This is a genomic window from Hydrogenophaga sp. SNF1 (assembly GCF_034421675.1).
Classification (GTDB): Bacteria; Pseudomonadota; Gammaproteobacteria; order Burkholderiales; family Burkholderiaceae_C; genus Hydrogenophaga; species Hydrogenophaga borbori.
The window spans coordinates 3,339,955-3,360,799 of sequence record NZ_CP139793.1 but is presented as its reverse complement, the minus strand read 5'-3'; the positions used below and the strand labels follow the sequence as shown (position 1 = coordinate 3,360,799).

General features: G+C 68.8%; 19 protein-coding genes. 4 read left to right on the top strand and 15 right to left on the bottom strand.

What is annotated here, in order from left to right; genetic code table 11:
* Positions 1-40: 40 nt before the first annotated feature.
* The 15 genes from SOM08_RS16085 to SOM08_RS16015 form a co-directional block, all read right to left on the bottom strand.
* The gene (locus tag SOM08_RS16085; RefSeq protein WP_116959550.1) at positions 41-727 is read right to left on the bottom strand and encodes a phosphoribosylanthranilate isomerase; all 687 of its coding nucleotides are present in this window, start codon (positions 725-727) and stop codon (positions 41-43) included.
* An 11-nt stretch (positions 728-738) separates the two neighbouring features.
* A complete protein-coding gene (gene truA / locus SOM08_RS16080) occupies positions 739-1,527 on the bottom strand; it encodes a tRNA pseudouridine(38-40) synthase TruA (protein ID WP_322470710.1) in 789 nt (262 codons plus the stop codon).
* Between the two features lie 51 nt (positions 1,528-1,578).
* Entirely contained in the window at positions 1,579-3,513 is a 1,935-nt protein-coding gene (locus SOM08_RS16075; protein WP_322469310.1) for a FimV/HubP family polar landmark protein, read from the bottom strand.
* Between the two features lie 878 nt (positions 3,514-4,391).
* Complete coding sequence (asd, locus tag SOM08_RS16070; RefSeq protein ID WP_322469309.1) at positions 4,392-5,522, bottom strand: aspartate-semialdehyde dehydrogenase; 1,131 nt, start codon at positions 5,520-5,522, stop codon at positions 4,392-4,394.
* Positions 5,523-5,767: 245 nt separating this feature from the next.
* A complete protein-coding gene (leuB, locus tag SOM08_RS16065; protein WP_116959553.1) occupies positions 5,768-6,838 on the bottom strand; it encodes a 3-isopropylmalate dehydrogenase in 1,071 nt (356 codons plus the stop codon).
* A gap of 10 nt (positions 6,839-6,848) precedes the next feature.
* Positions 6,849-7,499 (bottom strand): 3-isopropylmalate dehydratase small subunit, encoded by a 651-nt coding sequence (gene leuD / locus SOM08_RS16060; RefSeq protein ID WP_116959554.1) that lies wholly within the window; start codon positions 7,497-7,499, stop codon positions 6,849-6,851.
* An 11-nt stretch (positions 7,500-7,510) separates the two neighbouring features.
* Positions 7,511-7,705: an entericidin EcnAB gene (locus SOM08_RS16055; RefSeq protein ID WP_116959555.1), complete on the bottom strand. Its 195-nt coding sequence runs from the start codon at positions 7,703-7,705 to the stop codon at positions 7,511-7,513.
* 25 nt (positions 7,706-7,730) lie between these two features.
* A complete protein-coding gene (gene leuC, locus SOM08_RS16050; RefSeq protein WP_116959556.1) occupies positions 7,731-9,152 on the bottom strand; it encodes a 3-isopropylmalate dehydratase large subunit in 1,422 nt (473 codons plus the stop codon).
* Positions 9,153-9,276: 124 nt separating this feature from the next.
* Positions 9,277-10,584, bottom strand: coding sequence for a citrate synthase (locus SOM08_RS16045; protein WP_116959557.1), 1,308 nt, complete (start codon positions 10,582-10,584; stop codon positions 9,277-9,279).
* Positions 10,581-10,892: a succinate dehydrogenase assembly factor 2 gene (locus SOM08_RS16040; RefSeq protein WP_116959558.1), complete on the bottom strand. Its 312-nt coding sequence runs from the start codon at positions 10,890-10,892 to the stop codon at positions 10,581-10,583. Before SOM08_RS16040 ends, SOM08_RS16045 begins: the two co-directional genes overlap by 4 nt.
* Positions 10,893-10,915: 23 nt before the next feature.
* Positions 10,916-11,617, bottom strand: coding sequence for a succinate dehydrogenase iron-sulfur subunit (locus SOM08_RS16035; protein ID WP_116959559.1), 702 nt, complete (start codon positions 11,615-11,617; stop codon positions 10,916-10,918).
* Between the two features lie 22 nt (positions 11,618-11,639).
* Positions 11,640-13,445: a succinate dehydrogenase flavoprotein subunit gene (gene sdhA / locus SOM08_RS16030; protein ID WP_116959560.1), complete on the bottom strand. Its 1,806-nt coding sequence runs from the start codon at positions 13,443-13,445 to the stop codon at positions 11,640-11,642.
* Between the two features lie 4 nt (positions 13,446-13,449).
* Entirely contained in the window at positions 13,450-13,815 is a 366-nt protein-coding gene (gene sdhD / locus SOM08_RS16025) for a succinate dehydrogenase, hydrophobic membrane anchor protein (RefSeq protein WP_322469308.1), read from the bottom strand.
* A 20-nt stretch (positions 13,816-13,835) separates the two neighbouring features.
* The gene (gene sdhC, locus SOM08_RS16020; RefSeq protein WP_322469307.1) at positions 13,836-14,267 is read right to left on the bottom strand and encodes a succinate dehydrogenase, cytochrome b556 subunit; all 432 of its coding nucleotides are present in this window, start codon (positions 14,265-14,267) and stop codon (positions 13,836-13,838) included.
* A gap of 159 nt (positions 14,268-14,426) precedes the next feature.
* A complete protein-coding gene (locus tag SOM08_RS16015) occupies positions 14,427-15,203 on the bottom strand; it encodes a GntR family transcriptional regulator (RefSeq protein WP_116959563.1) in 777 nt (258 codons plus the stop codon).
* Positions 15,204-15,401: 198 nt separating this feature from the next.
* Here SOM08_RS16015 and SOM08_RS16010 point away from each other — a divergent pair, with 198 nt between their 5' ends.
* The 4 genes from SOM08_RS16010 to acnB are packed head-to-tail and all read left to right on the top strand — an operon-like array spanning position 15,402 to position 20,788.
* Positions 15,402-16,388 (top strand): malate dehydrogenase, encoded by a 987-nt coding sequence (locus SOM08_RS16010; RefSeq protein WP_070397552.1) that lies wholly within the window; start codon positions 15,402-15,404, stop codon positions 16,386-16,388.
* Positions 16,389-16,403: 15 nt separating this feature from the next.
* Positions 16,404-17,180, top strand: coding sequence for a trans-aconitate 2-methyltransferase (tam, locus tag SOM08_RS16005; protein ID WP_116959564.1), 777 nt, complete (start codon positions 16,404-16,406; stop codon positions 17,178-17,180).
* A complete protein-coding gene (locus tag SOM08_RS16000) occupies positions 17,177-18,154 on the top strand; it encodes an HpcH/HpaI aldolase/citrate lyase family protein (protein ID WP_116959565.1) in 978 nt (325 codons plus the stop codon). The genes tam and SOM08_RS16000 overlap by 4 nt, the downstream gene beginning before the upstream one ends.
* 33 nt (positions 18,155-18,187) lie before the next feature.
* Positions 18,188-20,788 carry a bifunctional aconitate hydratase 2/2-methylisocitrate dehydratase gene (gene acnB, locus SOM08_RS15995; RefSeq protein WP_116959566.1) on the top strand — a complete coding sequence of 867 codons (2,601 nt, stop codon included), beginning with the start codon at positions 18,188-18,190 and terminating at the stop codon, positions 20,786-20,788.
* Positions 20,789-20,845: the final 57 nt, after the last annotated feature.

The following is a 20,845-nucleotide window of genomic DNA, read 5'->3' as shown; positions in this document are numbered from 1 at the left end:
TCCTGTGCGGTGAATGGCCCCCGCGCGACCCGGGAACGGGTCAGGATCGCTGCGGGGAGGGTGCTGGCGCCGCGTCGGCGGCGCGCACGGCGGCCACGAAGGCCTGCATCTTGTCGGCGCTCTTGATGCCCTTGGACACCTCGATGCCGGAGCTCACGTCAACGGCCCAGGGCCGGACGAGCCGAATGCCATCGGTCACGTTTGCAGGCGTGAGTCCACCAGACAAAACGAGGCGAGAGCTGGCGTTTAGTCGAGGGTGTGACCACGAGAAGGCCGTCCAGTCGAAGGATTGGCCGCCGCCGCCGAAACCCTCGACGTGGGCGTCGAGCAGGATGGCTTGGGCGGAGACGAAATCATCGGCGAATTGTAGGAGATCGAAGCGTTTGCCTGCCTCGCCGGCGGGAATGCGTGCCGCGCGCAGGTAGGGCCGGCCCGCGGCCTGTGCCTCGGCGGGCGTTTCGTCGCCGTGCAGCTGCAGCAGGGCGTGGGGCACGGCGCGCAGACCGCGCGCGATCCACTCGGGGCTGGCATTGACGAACAGCAGCACCGGCGTGACGAAGGCGGGCAGGCGGCGCGCCAGTTCGCCGGCGCGCTCGGGGGAGACGAAGCGCGGGCTGGGCTCGTAGAGCACAAAGCCGATGGCGTCGGCCCCGGCGCGCACGGCCGCGTCCACGTCGGCTTCGCGCGTGAAGCCGCAGAACTTGATGCGGGTGCGGTGGGCGGACATGGATGGAAGGGCTAGGGCAGCCAGTCGAAGGCCGGCGTGCGTTCGGGCAGGCCCCAGGCGGCATCGTAGACCGGCCCGAGAAAGTACAGGCCGTCGGGGGAGAAGGTGGGCGCCGCGGCGTCGCGGCTGCGCGCGGCCAACACCTCGGCCATCCACCCGGGCGGGCGGTTGCCGCTGCCGATGGCGATGAGGCAGCCCATGATGTTGCGGATCATGTGGTGCAGGAAGGCATTGGCCTCGAACTCGAAGCGCCAGTAGGCACCGCGCCGGGCGATCTCGATGCGCCGCAGCGCCTTCACCGGCGTGTGCGCCTGGCATTGCGAGGCGCGGAAAGAGGTGAAGTCGTGCTCGCCGATGAGCGAGGCGGCGGCCTGGCGCATCGCCTCGAGATTGAGCGGTCGGAACACCCAGCCCACTTGGCCCTGCTCCACGCTGGGCCGCACGGGCGACTCGAGCAGCACGTAGGCGTAGCGCCGCGCGATGGCGCTGGCGCGGGCGTGGAAGGCCGCGGGCACTTCCCGCGCCCATTGCACGGCAACGTCGGGCGGCAGGAAGCTGTTGGTGCCACGCACCCAGGCGTATTCGTCGCGGTGCAGGGGGGTGTCGAAGTGCACCACCTGCATGAGCCCGTGCACGCCTGCGTCGGTGCGGCCCGCGCACAGGGTGCTCACGGCGGGCAGGGCGCAGAACTGGGCGAGCGCGGCTTCCAGCTTGTCCTGGACGGTATTGCCGCTGGGCTGGCTCTGCCAGCCGTCGTAGCCGCGGCCGTTAAAGCTCACGCCCAGCGCGATGCGGAGCATCGGGCTGGGCGTGGGGGGGGGATCGGCGGGGGTGTCGGTCAAGCGATGGCGTCAGGTCGTCAGGTCGGCCAGGAAGGTGCTGGCCTTGGCCTTGAGCGGGCCGGACGCCTCGGCCAGCACTTCCTCAGCGAGCGAGCGCGCGCCCTCGAAGTCGCCGATGGCGCGGAATTCCTCGGCCAGCGAGAGCTTGGTCTCCAGCGGGTTTTCTTCCGTGAGTTCGCCCACGGGGGCCATGGTCACCGGCTCCTTGTGGCCGCTGTCGAGGTCGAGATTGAGCCCGTCGAGGTTGAAGTCCATCAGGTTGCCTGCGGGTGCGGGTGCGGGCGCCGCGGCATTGGTCAGGTCCAGATCGAAGCCGGGGGCGCTGATGCTGTCGGGCGCGTCGCGCAGGCTGGGCACCTCGATGTCGGCCGGCGTGGTGGCCGAGCGCTCGGTCTCGTGGGCGGGCGAAGGCAGGTCGAGATCGAAGTCCATGGAGCGCGAGGACGCGGCGCCGGCCGGCTGCACCGAGGGTGCGGTCAGGGCGTCGGTGGCGTCGAGGTCGTCCAGGTCCGACATGGCGGCCATGTCGGGGTGCTCGGCCGGGGCCGGGGGAGACGGCGGGGCGTCGTCCATGGGCAGGTCGAGGTCCAGGTCCAGCGGACCGGCGCCCGTGGAGGCCTGTGAATCGAGGTTGACCGTGCTGGGGCTGAAGGCGTGCAGCCCGCCGGCCAGGGTGGCGGCGGCGGCGCCGGCCTTGGCCACGGGCTTGCCGCCGGGGTGGTAGAGCGGGTTGGTGGGGTCGAGCTCGCGGCCGAGCTCGCAGGCACGCTCCCACTCGGGGCCCTCGCCCTGGGTGAGGCCGAAGGCCTCGCTCGCCACCACCTCGAAGGCACGGGCGTCGCGGCGCTTGGCGTAGATCTCCAGCAGCTTGGTGTGGATGGCGACGCGCGTGGGGGTGCTGCGCATGGCCTCCTTGAGGATTTCCTCGGCCTGCAGGTCGCGGCCATAGGCGAGGTACACATCGGCCTCGGCCACCGGGTCCACGTCGCCAGCGGCGTCGAGCTGGCTGGGCGAATAGACCATGGACGAGCCCGAGGCCATGGCCTCGGCGGTGTCGATGCGCTGGCCGCCGCTGGAGCCGAAGAACGAGTCGGGCTGCAGGCGGCTTTCCAGGAAGGAGCTGTCGACGTTGGCGTTGGCCTTGCGCTGTCGCACGCGCCACAGACCAAGGCCGGCCAGCAGCGCCAGCACGCCGCCCACCACGGGCAGCAGCAGGGGGTTCTCGGTGAGGCTGCTGAGGAAGCTGGGCTCATCGGCAGCGGGCGCCGGCACGGCGGGCGGGCTCGGGACCTTCACGGCAGGGGCCGGTGCCGTGGCTTCGGCCGGCGCGGGAGCGGGCGCAGGCGCGGCCGGCGCTTCGGCGGCCGGCGCGGGGGCCGTGCTGGGCGCAGGGGCCTCGGCGGCAGGTGCCGGTGCCGGGGCGGCGGGTGCCGCCGGTGCGGGCGACGCGGCGGCGGGCGCTGGCGCCGGGGTGGGGGCCGCAGGGGCCTTGGCCTGGTCGCCCAGCTTGGCGAGCTCCTCGATGTTGCGTTGCAACTCGGCGCTGCGCTGGGCCGCATCGGACGACTGGCGCTGCTGCGCGATCTGGGCTTCGCTGCTGGTGCCCGGTGTGCTGCCCGAGGGGCGGCTCAGCGTCAGGCGGTCGCTGGACGGCGCCGGGGCGCCCCGGTCCTGCACCTCGCTTTGCACGCGGCCAGTGGCTTCGCGCTGGGCGGTGTCGACCCGGGCGGCGGGCGCGGCACCGGCCAGGCGACGGCGGTACTCGTCGAAGTCGCGGCTTTGCGCGGCAATGGTCTGGCGGGCTTCACCGGCGTCGATGGCCGAGGCGCTGGCCTGCGAGGGGAGGTCGATGACGGCGCCCGCGCGGACGCGGTTGACGTTGTTGTCGATGAAGGCGCTGGGGTTGGCCTGCAGCATGGCGACCAGCATCTGGTCGAGCGACACGTTCGCCGGGCGGTGGGCCTGGGCGATGGCGCCGGCCGTGTCGCCGCGCCGTACCGTGACCTGGCGCGGCGCGTCGCTGGCCGGTGCGGCGGCAGGCGCTGGCGCCGGGCGCGGAAGCTGCGGGGGCCGGCGCGGGCGTCGGTGCCGGTGCCGCGGCCGCCGGGGCGGGCGCCGCCGGGGCCGGTGCACTGGCGCGCGGTGCGATGGGCGCCGGCTGCGGCGTCGACGCGCGCAGGTTCGGCGGATCGAACAGCAGGGTGTAGTCGCGCACCACGCGGCCGGTGGCCCAGTTGGCCTCGAGGATCAGGTCGACGAAGGGCTCGTTGACGGCGTTCGGGCCGCGCAGGCGCAGGTAGGCGCGGCCATCGGCGCGGCGCTGCAGGGTGATTTCGAGGCCGTTGAGCGCTGGGTTCACGTCCACGCCGGCGGCGCGGTAGGTGGCGCCGGGGGCGAGCGTCACGCGCAGGCTGGACGCCTCGTTGGCATTGATTTCAGGGACGTCGATCTCGGCGCGCAAGGGTTCGCCGAGGGCCGATTGCACCGAGACCCGTCCGAGGGCCAGTGCCTGGGCGTCGTGGGCGCTGAACACCAGCGTGGTGACCAGCGCGGCGGCTGCGATGGCGTGCAGGTTGGCCAGGCCACGCCGACTTGTGCGGTCCGACACGGACGAGGTCAAAGGCAATGGGGTGTGTCGGGTGTGGGATGGCACTGGAACCTCGATGGGAAAAACCGAGAAATGACCATAGCATCAACGGATTACGGTTACAAGCTGAGAATCCGCTTGAGTTTGTGAGCCTACCGTTCGTCCCGCTGAGCCCCTCCGGTCTCGTTGCAGGTGTGCAACGAGACCAGGGGCGCCTGGCCTGGCGAGGCCCTGCTCAGGCCTGCAGCAGAATCCGCAGCATGCGGCGCAGCGGCTCCGCGGCGCCCCAGAGCAGTTGGTCGCCGATGGTGAAGGCGCCGAGGTATTGCGGGCCCATCGCCATCTTGCGCAGGCGGCCCACGGGAATGGTCATGGTGCCCGTCACGGCCACGGGCGTGAGGTCGCGCAGGGTGTCTTCCTTGGTGTTGGGCACCACCTTCACCCAGGCGTTGTCGGCCGCGATCATGGCCTCGATGTCGGCCAGCGGCACGTCCTTCTTCAGCTTGAAGGTCAGGGCCTGCGAGTGGCAGCGCATGGCGCCGACGCGCACGCAGAAACCGTCCACCGGCACGGCCGGGCTGCCAAAGCCTTCGCCCTGGCCGAGGATCTTGTTCGTCTCGGCCATGCCTTTCCATTCTTCCTTGGACATGCCGTTGCCCAGGTCCTTGTCGATCCAGGGGATCAGCGAGCCGCCCAGGGGCACGCCGAAGTTGGCCACCTCGGCGCCGCTGAGCGAGCGCTGCTTGGCGATGACCTTGCGGTCGATTTCGAGGATGGCGCTCTTGGGGTCGTCGAGTAGGGCCTTCACCTCGGCGTTGAGCGTGCCGTATTGCGTGAGCAGTTCGCGCATGTGCTGCGCGCCACCGCCGCTGGCGGCCTGGTAGGTCTGGGTGCTCATCCACTCGACCAGGCCCGCCTTGTAGAGGGCGCCCACGCCCATGAGCATGCAGCTCACGGTGCAGTTGCCACCGATCCAGTCGCGCCCGCCCTTGGCGAGCGCGTTCTGGATGACCGGCAGGTTGACGGGATCGAGGACGATGACAGCGTCGTCCTTCATGCGCAGGCTGGAGGCGGCGTCGATCCAGTGGCCCTTCCAGCCGGCGGCGCGCAGCTGGGGATAGACCTCGTTCGTGTAGTCGCCGCCCTGGCAGGTGATGACGATGTCGCAGCGCTTGAGCGCCTCGATGTCGTTCGCGTCCTGCAGTTTCGTCTCGTTCTTCGCCATCGCGGGGGCCTGGCCGCCCCCGTTGGAGGTGGAGAAGAACAGCGGCTCGATCAGGTCGAAGTCTTTTTCCTCGACCATGCGATCCATCAGGACCGACCCGACCATGCCGCGCCAGCCAACCAGTCCAACCAACTTGCTCATTGAGATACGCCCTTTCGTTGAAGTCATCGGGTCCAGACCAGACCGACTTGCCCGGCTCGTCTGGCCGGGAAGGGCGCACGACGAACCAGGCTGGATCAGCCCTTAATGGTCGTGGTTTTGGTGGAGATTGCGCGCACGGCCACACCCGCCGTGGCGGCGGATGCGATGTTCAAGGCGAACGGGCGGGCGGCAAACATGGAGCGCGATTGTAGTGGATCGTCGGGCGCGTCAGGCCCCGGCGCGCGTCAGCGCAGCGCCTTCACCACAGCGGCACCCATCTCGGCGGTGCCGACGCGGGTCGTGCCTTCGCTGTGGATGTCGGGCGTGCGCAGGCCCTGGGCGAGCACCGCCTTCACGGCGGTCTCGATGCGGTCGGCGGCCTCGGGCTGGTTCAGGCTGAAGCGCAGCATCATGGCCGCGCTCAGGATGGTGGCCAATGGGTTGGCCACGCCCTGGCCCGCGATGTCGGGCGCGCTGCCGTGGCTGGGTTCGTACAGGCCCTGGTTCTTCGCGTTCAGGCTGGCCGAGGGCAGCATGCCGATGGAGCCGGTGAGCATGGAGGCTTCGTCGGAGAGGATGTCGCCGAACATGTTGCCGGTGACCACCACGTCGAACTTCTTGGGCGCGCGCACCAGCTGCATGGCGGCGTTGTCCACGTACATGTGCTCCAGCTCCACGTCGGGGTACTGGGCGTGCACCTCGGTGACCACGTCCTTCCAGAACTGGAAGGTTTCGAGCACGTTGGCCTTGTCGACGCTGGTGACCTTCTTGTGGCGCTTGCGCGCGGCCTGGAAGGCGACGTGCGCGATGCGCTCGATCTCCGGCTTGCTGTAGCGCATGGTATCGAAGGCTTCGTCGGCGCCGGGGAAGTGGCCATCGATGGCGGTGCGGCGGCCCCGCGGCTGGCCGAAATAGATGTCGCCGGTGAGCTCGCGGATGATGAGGATGTCCAGCCCGGAGATGACCTCGGGCTTGAGCGTGGAGGCGCCCACGAGTTCGGGGTAGCAGATGGCGGGGCGGAAGTTGGCGAACAGGCCCAGGTGCTTGCGCAGGCCCAGGATGGCCTGCTCGGGCCGCAGCGGTCGGTCGAGCTTGTCGTACTTCCAGTCGCCCACGGCGCCGAACAGCACGGCATCGGCCTGCTGCGCCAGTTGCAGCGTGGCCTCGGGCAGCGGGTGGCCATGGGCTTCATAGGCCGCGCCGCCGACCAGGGCGGTTTCCATTTCGAAGGAGAGGTCGAGCGCCTGCAGGACCTTCACCGCTTCGGCGACGATTTCGGTGCCGATGCCGTCACCGGGGAGAACTGCGATTTTCATGAATCAGGGGTCAGCCGTTGAGGGTGTGGGCCAGCCAGGGCTTGGTGGCCAGGCGCTGCGCTTCGTAGGCGGCGATCTTGTCCTTGTGGCGCAGGGTCAGGCCGATGTCGTCCAGGCCGTTGAGCAGGCAGTACTTGCGAAAGGGCTGCACGTCGAACGGGATTTCCTGGCCATTGGGTTCCACGACCACCTGGCGCTCCAGGTCGATGGTGAGTTCGTAGCCGGGGAAGGCGGCGACTTCGTCGAACAGGCGCGCGACCGTGGCTTCGGGCAGCACGATGGGCAGCAGGCCGTTCTTGAAGCAGTTGTTGAAGAAGATGTCGGCGTAGCTGGGCGCGATCAGTGCGCGAAAGCCGTACTGGTCGATGGCCCAGGGCGCATGCTCGCGGCTGGAGCCGCAGCCGAAGTTCTTGCGCGCCAGCAGCACCGAAGCGCCCGCGTAGCGCGGCTGGTTGAGCACGAAGTCGGGGTTGGGCTTGCGCACGGCCGGGTCCTGGCCGGGCTCGCCCTTGTCGAGGTAGCGCCACTCATCGAACAGGTTGGGGCCGAAGCCCGTCTTGCGGATCGACTTGAGGAACTGCTTGGGAATGATGGCGTCGGTGTCGACGTTCTCGCGGTCCATCGGGGCGACCAGCCCCTTGTGGAGGGTGAACTTCTGCATGTCGATGGCGCTTACTTGGAGATGTCCTGGATTTTTTCGCCGGCTTTCTCGATGCCGCGGCCCGTGGCCTGACCGGCTTTCTCGATGCCGCGCCCGGTGGCTTGGCCGGCTTCCTTGGCGTCTGCCTTGACGCCCTGCCAGGTGTTGCATGCCGCCAGCGAGAGCGACAGCGTCAGCGCGGTGACCATCCAGAGAGGGGATTTCATGCGGGTCTCCTGAAGTTGCGGTGGATCAGGCGAGGGTGCGCACGTCCACGAAATGGCCGTGCACCGCGGCCGCGGCCGCCATGGCCGGCGACACGAGGTGGGTGCGGCCACCAGCGCCCTGGCGGCCTTCGAAGTTGCGGTTGCTGGTGGAGGCGCAGCGCTCGCCGGGCTCCAGGCGGTCGGCGTTCATGGCCAGGCACATGCTGCAGCCCGGCTCGCGCCATTCGAAGCCGGCGGCCTTGAAGATCTCGTGCAGGCCTTCGCGTTCGGCCTGTGCCTTCACCAGGCCGGAACCCGGCACCACCATCGCCAGCCGCACGTTCTTGGCGACCTTCTGGCCCAGCTTCTTGACCATGGCCGCGGCCTCGCGCATGTCCTCGATGCGGCTGTTGGTGCACGAGCCGATGAACACCTTGTCGACGAAGATGTCGTTCAGGGGCTTGCCGGGCTCCAGGCCCATGTACTGCAGCGCGCGCTCGATGGCGCCGCGCTTGCTGGCGTCCTTTTCCTTGTCGGGGTCGGGCACGCGGGCGTCGATGCCCAGCACCATCTCGGGCGAGGTGCCCCAGGTGACCTGCGGCACGATCTTCGTGGCGTCGAGTTCGACCACGGTGTCGAACGTCGCGTCGGGGTCCGAGTGCAGGCTGCGCCAGTAGGCGACGGCCTGGTCCCATTCCACGCCATTGGGCGAGAGCGGGCGGCCCTTGAGGTAGTCGATGGTCTTGTCGTCCACGGCCACCAGGCCGGCGCGCGCGCCGGCCTCGATGGCCATGTTGCACACGGTCATGCGGCCTTCCATCGACAGCGCGCGGATGGCGCTGCCGGCGAACTCGATGGTGTAGCCCGTGCCGCCTGCCGTGCCGATGCGCCCGATGATGGCCAGCACGATGTCCTTGGCGGTGACGCCCTTGGCCAACTGGCCTTCCACCTTGATCAGCAGGTTCTTGGCCTTCTTGGCCAGCAGGGTCTGCGTGGCCAGCACATGCTCGACTTCGCTGGTGCCGATGCCGTGCGCCAGCGCGCCGAAGGCGCCGTGCGTGCTGGTGTGCGAGTCGCCGCAGACGACCGTCATGCCGGGCAGTGTGGCGCCGTTCTCGGGGCCGATCACGTGCACGATGCCTTGCCGCTGCGACAGGAAGGGGAAGAACGCGGCCGCGCCGAACTCGGCGATGTTGGCGTCCAGCGTGGTGATCTGTTCCTTGCTGATCGGGTCGGCGATGCCGGCGTAGCCACGCTCCCAGCCGGTGGTGGGCGTGTTGTGGTCGGCCGTGGCGACGACCGAGCTCACGCGCCAGACCTTGCGGCCGGCCTGGCGCAGGCCTTCGTAGGCCTGGGGGCTGGTCACCTCGTGCACGAGGTGGCGGTCGATGTAGAGGACGGCGGTGCCGTCTTCTTCGGTGTGGACGACGTGTTCGTCCCAGATCTTGTCGTAGAGCGTGCGTCCCATGGCTTGTCTCACAGGGCCTCTGTGGGCCGGGCAAACATTTTAGGCGTCGGAGCGAAAAAAGACGCCCGCCGCGGCTGGATGCCGCGGCGGGCGCAGGGTCAGGTGAAGGGGCGCGGGGGCCGCGTCACTTCTTGACGCCGGGCACGTCGCGGCGCGGCGAGCCGGTGAACAGCTGGCGCGGGCGGCCGATCTTGTACTCGGGGTCGCTGATCATTTCGTTGAGTTGCGCGATCCAGCCCACGGTGCGGGCCAGCGCGAAGATGCCGGTGAAGAGGTTGACCGGAATGCCGATGGCGCGCTGCACGATGCCCGAGTAGAAGTCCACGTTCGGGTAGAGCTTGCGCTGCACGAAGTAGTCGTCTTCCAGGGCGATCTTCTCGAGCTGCTTGGCCAGCTTGAACAGCGGGTCGTTGCCCAGGCCCAGCTCTTCCAGCACCTCGTTGCAGGTTTCCTGCATGAGCTTGGCGCGCGGGTCGTAGTTCTTGTACACGCGGTGACCAAAGCCCATGAGCTTGACGCCGGAGTTCTTGTCCTTGACCTTCTCCATGAACTCGCCGACCTTGGCCACGCCGCCGTTGCGCTGGATGTCTTCCAGCATGTTCAGGCAGGCCTCGTTGGCGCCGCCGTGGGCGGGGCCCCAGAGGCAGGCCACGCCGGCCGCGATGGCGGCGAAGGGGTTGGTCCCCGAGGAGCCGCACAGGCGCACGGTGGAGGTGGAGGCGTTCTGCTCGTGGTCGGCGTGCAGGATGAAGATGCGGTCGAGCGCGCGCTCGAGCACCGGGTTGACCTTGTAGTCCTCGCAGGGCACGCCGAACATCATGCGCAGGAAGTTGCCGGCGTAGGACAGCTCGTTGCGCGGGTACATGTAGGGTTGGCCGACGCCGTACTTGTAGGCCATGGCCACCAGCGTGGGCATCTTGGCGATCAGGCGGATGGCCGCGATCTCGCGATGCTGCGGGTTATTGATGTCGGTGCTGTCGTGATAGAAGGCCGACAGGCCGCCCACCAGGCCCGTGAGCACGGCCATGGGGTGCGCGTCGCGGCGGAAGCCGCGCAGGAAGAACTGCATCTGCTCGTTGACCATGGTGTGGTTGGTCACGAGCTTGTGGAAATCGGTGCGCTGCTTCTCGTCGGGCAGCTCGCCGTTGAGCAACAGGAAGCAGACGTCGAGGTAGTCGCAGTGCGTGGCGAGCTGTTCGATGGGATAGCCGCGGTACAGCAGCTCGCCCTTGTCGCCGTCGATGTAGGTGATGGCCGACTGGCACGAGGCGGTGGACAGGAAACCCGGGTCATACGTGAACATGCCCGTCTGCGCGTACAGCTTGCGGATGTCGATGACGTCCGGGCCGATGCTGCCGCCGTAGACCGGCAGTTCGACGCTGGGGCTGCCGTTGGAGAACGTCAGGGTGGCTTTGTTGTCGACGAGTTTCATGCGGATTCCTCGGGTGATGGAGTGGAGCGGGCGGCGCGCAGCAAGGCAAGCACTTGCGTCACGTCGTCGCGGTCGATGGCCCCTTCGGGGGGCTTGCGGCCGAGCAGCAGATCGAGCAGGTCGTTGTCCGACAGCTCCATCAGCTGGCCCAAGGCATCGGCCTGTCGCACCGTCAGCTGGTGGGCATGGCGGGCGAAAAAGCGCTCGATGAACAGGTCGTTCTCGAGCAGTCCACGGCGGCACCGCCAGCGCAGCTTGCTGAGGCTGCGCTCGTCGAGCAGGTCGTCAACGGCGGCGGTGGCGTGCATGGCGGGTGGGACGGCGGGCGCGCTCAGACGGCGCGCAGCACCATCATTTCCTTGATCTTGCCGATGGCCTTGGTGGGGTTCAGGCCCTTGGGGCAGACATCGACGCAGTTCATGATGGTGTGGCAGCGGAACAGGCGGTACGGGTCCTCGAGGTTGTCGAGGCGCTCGCTCGTGGCCTGGTCGCGGCTGTCGGCGATGAAGCGGTAGGCCTGCAGCAGACCGGCGGGGCCGACGAACTTGTCCGGGTTCCACCAGAAGCTCGGGCAGCTGGTGGAGCAGCTCGCGCACAGGATGCATTCATACAGGCCGTTGAGCTCTTCGCGCTCCTCGGGCGACTGCAGGCGCTCCTTCTCCGGGGGGATGCTCTCGTTGACCAGGTAGGGCTTGATGCTGTGGTACTGCTTGAAGAACAGCGTCATGTCGACGATCAGGTCGCGCACCACCGGCAGGCCGGGCAGGGGCTTCAACACGATGTCGCCCTTGAGCGTGTTCATGTTGGTCAGGCAGGCCAGGCCGTTCTTGCCGTTGATGTTCATCGCGTCCGACCCGCAGACGCCTTCGCGGCAGGAGCGGCGGAACGAGATGGACGGGTCCACGGCCTTGAGCTTCATCAGCGCGTCGAGCAGCATGCGCTCGTGGCCGTCCAGTTCGACCTGGATGGTCTGCATGTACGGCTTGGCGTCCTTCTCGGGGTCGTAGCGGTAGATCTTGAATGTGCGAAGCATGTGGGGCTCTCCGGGGGCGTGCTCAGAACGTGCGAACCTTGGGTGGCACGGATTCGACGGTCAGCGGCTTGAGGTTCACCGGTTTGTAGCTCAGCGAGTTGTCCGCGCTGTGCCACAAGGTGTGCTTCATCCACTCGGCGTCGTTGCGGCCCAGCGGGAACTGCGGATCGTCGGCGGGGCGCTCGTAGTCGTACACGGTGTGCGCGCCGCGGCACTCGCGGCGGGCGGCGGCCGAGGTCATGGTCGCCTGGGCGCACTCGATCAGGTTTTCCACTTCCAGCGCTTCGATGCGCGCGGTGTTGAAGACCTTGGACTTGTCCTTGAGCTCGATCTTGCCCACGCGCTCGCGCATGGCGTTGATCTTCTGCACGCCCTCGTCCATGCCGGCCTGGGTGCGGAACACGCCAGCGTGCTGCTGCATGGCCGAGCGCATGTCGTTGGCAACGTCCTGCGCGTACTCGCCGCTGGTGGTGGCGTCCAGGCGGGCCAGGCGCGAGAGCGTGCGGTCGGCGCCGTCCTTGGGCACCGGCTTGAAGCCCTTGTTCTTGTCGTTGTACTGGACGATGTGGTTGCCGGCCGCGCGGCCGAACACCAGCAGGTCGAGCAGCGAGTTGGTGCCCAGGCGGTTGGCGCCGTGCACGCTCACGCAGGAGCATTCGCCCACCGCGTACAGGCCGTTGACCACCTTCTGGCCGCCCGCGCCGTCGGGCACGACGACCTGGCCATTGACGTTGGTCGGGATGCCGCCCATCTGGTAGTGGATGGTGGGCACGACAGGGATCGGCTCGCGCGTGATGTCCACGTTGGCGAAGTTCACGCCGATCTCGTAGACCGACGGCAGGCGCTTGTGGATGGTGTCGGCGCTGAGGTAGCTGAAGTTCAGCATGACGTAGTCCTTGTTGGGACCACAGCCACGGCCTTCCTTGATTTCCTGGTCCATGCAGCGCGAGACGAAGTCGCGCGGCGCCAGGTCCTTGAGCGTCGGGGCGTAGCGCTCCATGAAGCGCTCGCCCTCGGAGTTGACCAGGAAGGCGCCTTCGCCTCGGCAGCCTTCGGTCAGCAGCACGCCCGCGCCGGCCACGCCGGTGGGGTGGAACTGCCAGAACTCCATGTCCTGCAGCGGGATGCCCGCGCGCGCGGCCATGCCCAGGCCGTCGCCGGTGTTGATGAAGGCGTTGGTGGAGGCCGCGAAGATGCGGCCGGCGCCGCCGGTGGCCAGCAGCGTGGTCTTGGCCTCGAGCAGGTAGACGTCGCCCGTTTCCATTTCGAGCGCGGTCACGCCCACCACGTCGCCCTCGGCGTCGCGCACCAGGTCAAGCGCCATCCACTCCACGAAGAAGGTGGTGCGAGCGGCCACGTTCTGCTGGTACAGGGTGTGCAGCATGGCGTGGCCGGTGCGGTCGGCCGCGGCGCAGGCGCGCGGCACGGCCTTCTCGCCGTAGTTGGCCGTATGGCCGCCGAAGGGGCGCTGGTAGATGGTGCCGTCGGGGTTGCGGTCGAACGGCATGCCCATGTGCTCGAGCTCGTACACCACCTTGGGCGCTTCGCGGCACATGAACTCGATCGCGTCCTGGTCGCCGAGCCAGTCGGAGCCCTTGATCGTGTCGTAGAAGTGGTAGTGCCAGTTGTCCTCGCTCATGTTGCCCAGCGAGGCGCCGATGCCGCCTTGCGCGGCCACGGTGTGCGAGCGGGTGGGGAAGACCTTGGACAGCACGGCCACCTTGAGGCCGGCGCGCGCCAGTTGCAGCGAGGCGCGCATGCCGGAGCCGCCGGCGCCGACGATGACGACGTCGAACTGGCGCTTGAGAAGGGATGCAGAGGCGGTCATGGCGTCAGAGTCTCCAGAGAACTTGAACGGCCCAGCCCAGGCAAGCCAGGAGCCAGACCAGGGTGAACACGTGCAGCACCAGGCGCAGGCCGGCGGGTTTGACGTAGTCCATCCAGATGTCGCGCACGCCGACCCAGGCGTGGTAGGCCAGCGCAATGAAGACGGCGAAGGTCAGGGCCTTCATCCACTGCGCGGCGAAGATCGCGGCCCAGCTGTCGTAGCCGAGCGGGCCGCTGGTGAACAGCACCTTCACCAGCAGCACGATGGTGAACACGGCCATGAGGGCGGCGGTGATGCGCTGGGCGAGCCAGTCGCGCGCGCCGTAGTGGGCGCCGGTGACGACGCGCTTGGAACCGTAGTTGACGGACATGGTGTAGGACCTCCCGGCGATCAGTACAGGCCGAACAGCTTGGCGCCCAGCACCACGGTCAGGCCGATGCTCAGCACCAGCGTGACCATGGCGGAGGTCTTGCCGAACTGCTTGCTCACGGCGTCGTGGCTCACGTCCATCCAGAGGTGGCGCAGGCCGGCGATGAAGTGGTGCAGGTAGGCCCAGATGAGCGCCAGCACCACGAGCTTGAGCAGCCAGCCCGGCAGCCAGCCGCCGCCGGCGAAGGCGCTGGTGAAGCGCTCGAAGGAAATTTCGGACGACACCGAGGTGTCGAACAGCCAGACGATCAGGGGCAGGAGCAGGAACATCAGCAGGCCGCTGACGCGGTGCAGGATCGATACCCAGCCGGCCGCGGGCAGGCGGTAGGTGGTCAGGTCCTTGAACGCGTTGATGTTGCGGAACTCAGGCCGCTTGCGGGTCAACTCGGGCATGGGAAGGGCTTTCGTGGGGAAGGCTCTCGGGCGGGGAGAGGGATGTAACCCATTGGTAACCGGGGTCACCGGGGCGGGCAAATTCTATTGCAATGCACCAAGCGATGGACTAAGCCGGGCCCGCTATGCCCGACTGCGCCGTGGTGGTGCGCGGCGGAATCAGCTCAATTCATTGCGGTAGTGCCGGGCGTCGGTGCGGTACAGGCCGCGCCGCAGTTCCATGGGCGTGTCGTTGTAGGTATAGGACAGGCGCTCCACGCTGAGCAGCGGGTGGCCCTCGGGAACGCTCAGGCGCTGGGCGGCGTCGGCGTCGGCCGCCACCGCCTTGATTTTTTCGGCCGCGCGCACCATGCGCACGCCGAAGCGCGATTCGAACAGCGCGTACATCGGGCCGGTGTCGCTGGCCAGGGTGTCGAGCGTGAGGCCCTTGAACGGCCCGCCGGGCAGCCAGATTTCCTCCAGGATGGCCGGCGTGCCGCCGAAGGCCAGCACGCGGCGCACCTGCAGCACGGCGTCGCCGCTGCGCAGGCCCAGCGGGCGCGCCACCTCGGCGGGGGCGCGCAGGCGGCGGCAGTCGATGATGCGGCGCTCGGCCGGGCCCTGGTCGTCCAGCGTGCCCTGGTCGGGCAGCAGGCGCAGGAAGCGGAACTGGATGTGCTGCTCGGCGTGCGTGGCAACGAAGGTGCCCTTGCCCTGGCGGCGCACCAGCAGGTTGTCGGTGGCGAGTTCGTCGATGGCCTTGCGCACCGTGCCCTGGCTCACGCGAAAACGCGCCGCGAGTTCGAACTCGCTCGGGATCATGTCGCCGGGTTTCCATTCACCGGCCTGCAGGCTGCGCAGGATCAGCCCTTTGATCTGCTGGTACAGCGGGCTGAACGCCGGCGCAAGGGCGTCGGGGTCCGGGCTGGGGTCGGGGGAGGTGGGCGTGGTGGCCATGGGAGGGCGTGGTGGCGCCAACATGGGGTGTCGAATCATATCTTATATAAGACATAAGACAAATTGACCGCCTAGGGTTCACCCGGGTAAACTCGCCGACCGTCACCCGACCCGCCCAGCCCGCCCGCCACGCCTTGTCGGCGGGCACCGGCGCCTGCGGCTGCCACGCTTTCCAACCCCATCCCTGGAGTCTTCACCATGACCAAGAAGCCCGTTCGCGTCGCCGTCACCGGCGCCGCCGGCCAGATCGGCTACGCCCTGCTGTTTCGCATCGCCTCCGGCGAAATGCTCGGCAAGGACCAGCCCGTGATCCTGCAACTGCTGGAGATTCCGGACGAGAAGGCCCAGAAGGCGCTCAAGGGCGTGATGATGGAACTGGAAGACTGCGCCTTCCCGCTGCTGGCCGGCATGGAAGCCCACAGCGACCCGATGACCGCCTTCAAGGACACCGACTACGCCCTGCTCGTGGGCGCGCGCCCGCGCGGCCCCGGCATGGAGCGCGCCGACCTGCTGGCCGCCAACGCCCAGATCTTCACTGCCCAGGGCAAGGCCCTGAACGCCGTGGCCAGCCGCAACGTGAAGGTGCTGGTGGTCGGCAACCCCGCCAACACCAACGCCTACATCGCCATGAAGAGCGCGCCGGACCTGCCGCGCGAGAACTTCACCGCCATGCTGCGCCTGGACCACAACCGCGCGGCCAGCCAGATCGCCGCCAAGACCGGTGGCAAGGTCGGCGAGATCCAGAAGCTCACCGTGTGGGGCAACCACTCGCCCACCATGTACGCCGACTACCGCTTCGCCACCATCGGCGGCAAGGCCGTCAAGGACCTGATCAACGACCAGGTCTGGAACGAAACCGTGTTCCTGCCCACCGTGGGCAAGCGCGGCGCCGCCATCATCGAAGCGCGCGGCCTGTCTTCGGCGGCCTCGGCCGCCAACGCCGCCATCGACCACATGCGCGACTGGGCCCTGGGCTCCAATGGCCAGTGGGTCACCATGGGCGTGCCCTCCAATGGCGAGTACGGCATCCCCAAAGACGTGGTGTTCGGCTTCCCGGTCACCACCGAAGGCGGCAAGTACAAGATCGTCGAAGGCCTGGCCATCGACGAATTCAGCCAGAAGTGCATCGACAAGACCCTGGCCGAGCTGCAGGGCGAGCAGGACGGCGTCAAGCACCTCCTGTAATTCCCACCGCGCACGATGGCCGACTGGAACCCCGCGCTGTACAGCCGCTACGAGGACGAACGCACCCGTCCCGCGCGCGAGCTGCTGGCGCGCGTTCCGCTGGCCACGCCGCGTGGGGTGGTGGACCTGGGCTGCGGCCCGGGCAATTCCACCGAGCTGCTGGTGCAGCGTTTCCCCGATGCCCGCGTGACGGGCATCGACAATTCCCCCGCCATGCTCGAGAGCGCGCGCCAGCGCCTGCCGGGCGTGGCCTTTTCCCTGGCCGACATCGCCAGCTGGCGGCCCGAGGGCGCGCCCGACCTCATCTACGCCAACGCCGCCCTGCAATGGGTGCCCGGGCATGAGGCGCTGTTTCCCCGCCTGTTCGCGCTGCTGGCGCCGGGCGGTGTGCTCGCGGTGCAGATGCCGGACAACCTCGACGAGCCCAGCCACCGCCTGATGCGCGAGACCGCGGCCCAGCCGCGCTTCGCCGCAGCCATCGGCGACGCCAGCCGAGTGCGCGAACCGCGCCGACCCATCGCCAGCTACTACGACCTGCTTGCCGGGGACGCCGAGCGGGTGGACGCCTGGCACACGGTCTACCAGCACCGCATGGACTCGGCCGCCGCCATCGTCGAGTGGGTCAGCGCCACGGGGCTGCGGCCCTTCATCGATCCGCTGCAAGAGCACCAGCGCGCGGACTTCCTGGCCGACTACCAGGGCCGCGTGGCCGCCGCCTACCCCACCCGCGCCGACGGCCGACGGCTGCTGGCCTTCCCGCGCCTCTTCCTCGTGGCGCAGCGCCCGTCATGAGCCGCCCGCGCGACATTCTGCTGGGGCCCCAGGCCGGCGCCATCGCGCTGCCGGTCTGCGACCACTACAGCGGCGTCGAGGCGCGCATGCGCAAGAGCCTGGCGCTGCAGGCCGAGCTCACGGCCGAGTTCGGCGCCTGCGTGTTCGACGTCACCCTCGACTGCGAGGACGGCGCCCCGGTGGGCGGCGAGGCCGAGCACGCCGCGCTGGTCACCGAGCTGGTGCTGTCCGCCCCCGCCGACGCCCGGGTCGCGGTGCGCGTGCACGCGGTCGACCACCCGGCCTTCGAGGCCGACGTCGCCCGCATCGTCGGCCGCGCCGGCGCGCGGCTCGCGCACGTGATGCTGCCCAAGGTCGAGACCGTGGCCGATGTCGAGCGCGCCGCCGCGCTGCTCGACGCCGCCGGCGCACCGCAGCTGCCGCTGCACGCGCTCATCGAATCCCCGGCGGCGGTGCACCGCGCCTTCGATATCGCCGCGCACCCGCGCCTGCAGAGCCTCAGTTTCGGCCTGATGGATTTCGTCTCCGCCCACGGCGGCGCCATTCCCTCGGCCGGCATGACCTCCGCGGGCCAGTTCAGCCATCCGCTGGTGCTGCGCGCCAAGGTCGAGATCGCCAGCGCCTGCCACGCGCACGGCAAGGTGCCCGCGCACGGCGTGGTCACCGAGTTCAAGGACCTCGCGGCGCTGCAAAACAGCGCGCGCCGCGCCGCGCACGAACTCGGCTTCACCCGCATGTGGAGCATCCACCCCGACCAGATCCGCCCCATCGTCGCGGCCTTCGCGCCCGCCGCCGACGAGGTGGACGAGGCCGCCACCGTCATCGAGCGCGCCGCCGCCGCGGCCTGGGCCCCCGTGCAGGTGGCCGGCCGCCTGCACGACCGCGCGAGCTACCGCTACTTCTGGCAGGTGCTGGAGCGCGCGCAGCGCACCGGCCGCCGCCTGCCCGAGGCGGTGCACGCCTTGTTCACCTGATCTTTTTTTGCCTGTCCCCACGGAGAACCTGAGATGTCCAACTTCCTCGCCGACTACCGCGCCCACGCCGCCGAACGCGCCGCGCTGGGCATCCCGCCGCTGCCGCTGTCCGCGCAGCAGGTGGCCGAGCTGATCGAGCTGATCAAGAACCCGCCGGCCGGTGAAGACGCCTTCCTGCTGGACCTGCTCACCCACCGCGTGCCGCCGGGCGTGGACGACGCCGCCAAGGTCAAGGCCAGCTTCCTGGCCGCCGTGGCGCACGGCGACCTCAAGGTCGGCCTGGTGAGCAAAGCCAAGGCCACCGAGCTGCTGGGCACCATGGTGGGCGGCTACAACGTGCACCCGCTGATCGAGCTGCTCGACGACGCCGAGGTGGCCGCCGTGGCCGCCGACGGCTTGAAGAAGACGCTGCTGATGTTCGACTACTTCAACGACGTCGCGGCCAAGGCCAAGGCCGGCAACGCCAAGGCGCAAGAGGTGATGAAGAGCTGGGCCGACGCCGAGTGGTTCACCAGCCGCCCCGAGGTGCCGAAGTCCATCACCGTGACCGTCTTCAAGGTGCCCGGCGAAACCAACACCGACGACCTGTCGCCCGCGCCCGACGCCTGGAGCCGCCCCGACATCCCGCTGCACTACCTGGCGATGCTCAAAAACACGCGCCCCGACGCGGCCTTCAAGCCCGAGGAAGACGGCAAGCGCGGCCCGATGCAATTCATCGACGACCTGAAGAAGAAGGGCCACCTCGTGGCCTACGTGGGCGACGTGGTGGGCACGGGCTCCAGCCGCAAGTCGGCCACCAACTCGGTGATCTGGGCCACCGGCCAGGACATCCCCTTCGTGCCCAACAAGCGCTTCGGTGGCGTCACGCTCGGCGGCAAGATCGCGCCGATCTTCTTCAACACGCAGGAAGACTCGGGCTCGCTGCCGATCGAGGTGGACGTCTCCCAGCTGGAGATGGGCGACGTGATCGAGGTGCTGCCCTACGACGGCAAGCTCACCAAGAATGGCAGCACCGTCGCCGAGTTCAAGCTCAAGAGCGACGTGCTGTTCGACGAGGTGCGTGCCGGCGGCCGCATCAACCTCATCATTGGCCGCAGCCTCACCGCCAAGGCGCGTGAATTCCTGGGCCTGCCGGCGTCCACCGTGTTCCGCCTGCCGCAGGCGCCGGTGGCCAGCAAGGCCGGCTTCACCCTGGCGCAGAAGATGGTGGGCCGCGCCGTCGGCCTGCCCGAAGGCCAGGGCGTGCGCCCCGGCACCTACTGCGAGCCGCGCATGACCACCGTGGGCAGCCAGGACACCACCGGCCCCATGACGCGCGACGAACTGAAGGACCTGGCCTGCCTGGGCTTCAGCGCCGACATGGTGATGCAGTCCTTCTGCCACACCGCCGCCTACCCCAAGCCGGTGGACGTGAAGACCCACCGCGAGCTGCCGGCCTTCATCAGCAACCGCGGCGGCGTGGCCTTGCGCCCCGGCGACGGCGTGATCCACAGCTGGCTCAACCGCCTGCTGCTGCCCGACACCGTGGGCACCGGCGGCGACTCGCACACCCGCTTCCCCATCGGCATCAGCTTCCCGGCCGGCTCCGGCCTGGTGGCCTTCGGCGCCGCCACCGGCGTGATGCCGCTGGACATGCCCGAGTCGGTGCTGGTGCGCTTCAAGGGCCAGATGCAGCCGGGCGTGACCCTGCGCGACCTGGTGCACGCCATTCCCTACGCCGCCATCAAGGCGGGCTTGCTGACCGTGGCCAAGGCCGGCAAGAAGAACATCTTCTCGGGCCGCATCCTCGAGATCGAGGGCCTGCCCGATCTGAAGGTCGAACAGGCCTTCGAGCTGTCCGACGCCTCGGCCGAGCGCTCGGCCGCCGGCTGCACGATCAAGCTCAACAAAGAGCCCGTGATCGAGTACCTGAACTCGAACGTCGTGCTCATGAAGAACATGATCGCCGAGGGCTACCAGGACAAGCGCACGCTGGAGCGCCGCATCCAGAAGGTGCAGGAGTGGCTGGCGAACCCGCAACTGCTCGAGGCCGACAAGGACGCCGAGTACGCCGCCGTGATCGAGATCGACCTGAACGAGCTCAAGGAGCCCGTGCTCTGCTGCCCCAACGACCCGGACGACGCCAAGCTGCTGTCCGACGTGGCCGGCACCAAGATCGACGAAGCCTTCATCGGCTCGTGCATGACCAACATCGGCCACTTCCGCGCCGCGGCCAAGCTGCTCGGTGGCCAGCGCGACATCCCGGTCAAGCTGTGGGTGGCACCGCCCACCAAGATGGACGAGAGCGAGCTCATCAAGGAAGGCCACTACGCCGCCTTCGGCACGGCCGGCGCGCGCACCGAAATGCCGGGCTGCAGCCTGTGCATGGGCAACCAGGCCCAGGTGCGCGAAGGCGCCACGGTGGTCTCCACCAGCACGCGCAACTTCCCCAACCGCCTGGGCAAGAACACCAACGTGTTCCTGGCCTCGGCCGAGCTGGCGGCCATCGCCTCCAAGCTGGGCCGCATCCCGACCGTGGCCGAGTACCACGCCGAGATGGGCATCATCAACCAGGACGCCGCCAGCGTGTACCGCTACATGAACTTCGACCAGATCGAGGAGTACGCGGAAACGGCCAAGGGCGTGACGGTCTGAGACCGGGCGGCCGGCAGGCCGCGCTGAAACGGCAATGGCGCCACCTGAAAGGGTGGC

Bases quoted from the DNA above. Each gene is read 5' to 3' on its own strand.
- SOM08_RS16085 (WP_116959550.1), bottom strand. From the start codon at position 727: ATGTCCGCCCACCGCACCCGCATCAAGTTCTGCGGCTTCACGCGCGAA.
- truA (WP_322470710.1), bottom strand. From the start codon at position 1,527: ATGCTCCGCATCGCGCTGGGCGTGAGCTTTAACGGCCGCGGCTACGAC.
- asd (WP_322469309.1), bottom strand. From the start codon at position 5,522: ATGAGCAAGTTGGTTGGACTGGTTGGCTGGCGCGGCATGGTCGGGTCG.
- leuB (WP_116959553.1), bottom strand. From the start codon at position 6,838: ATGAAAATCGCAGTTCTCCCCGGTGACGGCATCGGCACCGAAATCGTC.
- leuD (WP_116959554.1), bottom strand. From the start codon at position 7,499: ATGCAGAAGTTCACCCTCCACAAGGGGCTGGTCGCCCCGATGGACCGC.
- SOM08_RS16055 (WP_116959555.1), bottom strand. From the start codon at position 7,705: ATGAAATCCCCTCTCTGGATGGTCACCGCGCTGACGCTGTCGCTCTCG.
- leuC (WP_116959556.1), bottom strand. From the start codon at position 9,152: ATGGGACGCACGCTCTACGACAAGATCTGGGACGAACACGTCGTCCAC.
- SOM08_RS16045 (WP_116959557.1), bottom strand. From the start codon at position 10,584: ATGAAACTCGTCGACAACAAAGCCACCCTGACGTTCTCCAACGGCAGC.
- SOM08_RS16040 (WP_116959558.1), bottom strand. From the start codon at position 10,892: ATGCACGCCACCGCCGCCGTTGACGACCTGCTCGACGAGCGCAGCCTC.
- SOM08_RS16035 (WP_116959559.1), bottom strand. From the start codon at position 11,617: ATGCTTCGCACATTCAAGATCTACCGCTACGACCCCGAGAAGGACGCC.
- sdhA (WP_116959560.1), bottom strand. From the start codon at position 13,445: ATGACCGCCTCTGCATCCCTTCTCAAGCGCCAGTTCGACGTCGTCATC.
- sdhD (WP_322469308.1), bottom strand. From the start codon at position 13,815: ATGTCCGTCAACTACGGTTCCAAGCGCGTCGTCACCGGCGCCCACTAC.
- sdhC (WP_322469307.1), bottom strand. From the start codon at position 14,267: ATGCCCGAGTTGACCCGCAAGCGGCCTGAGTTCCGCAACATCAACGCG.
- SOM08_RS16015 (WP_116959563.1), bottom strand. From the start codon at position 15,203: ATGGCCACCACGCCCACCTCCCCCGACCCCAGCCCGGACCCCGACGCC.
- SOM08_RS16010 (WP_070397552.1), top strand. From the start codon at position 15,402: ATGACCAAGAAGCCCGTTCGCGTCGCCGTCACCGGCGCCGCCGGCCAG.
- tam (WP_116959564.1), top strand. From the start codon at position 16,404: ATGGCCGACTGGAACCCCGCGCTGTACAGCCGCTACGAGGACGAACGC.
- SOM08_RS16000 (WP_116959565.1), top strand. From the start codon at position 17,177: ATGAGCCGCCCGCGCGACATTCTGCTGGGGCCCCAGGCCGGCGCCATC.
- acnB (WP_116959566.1), top strand. From the start codon at position 18,188: ATGTCCAACTTCCTCGCCGACTACCGCGCCCACGCCGCCGAACGCGCC.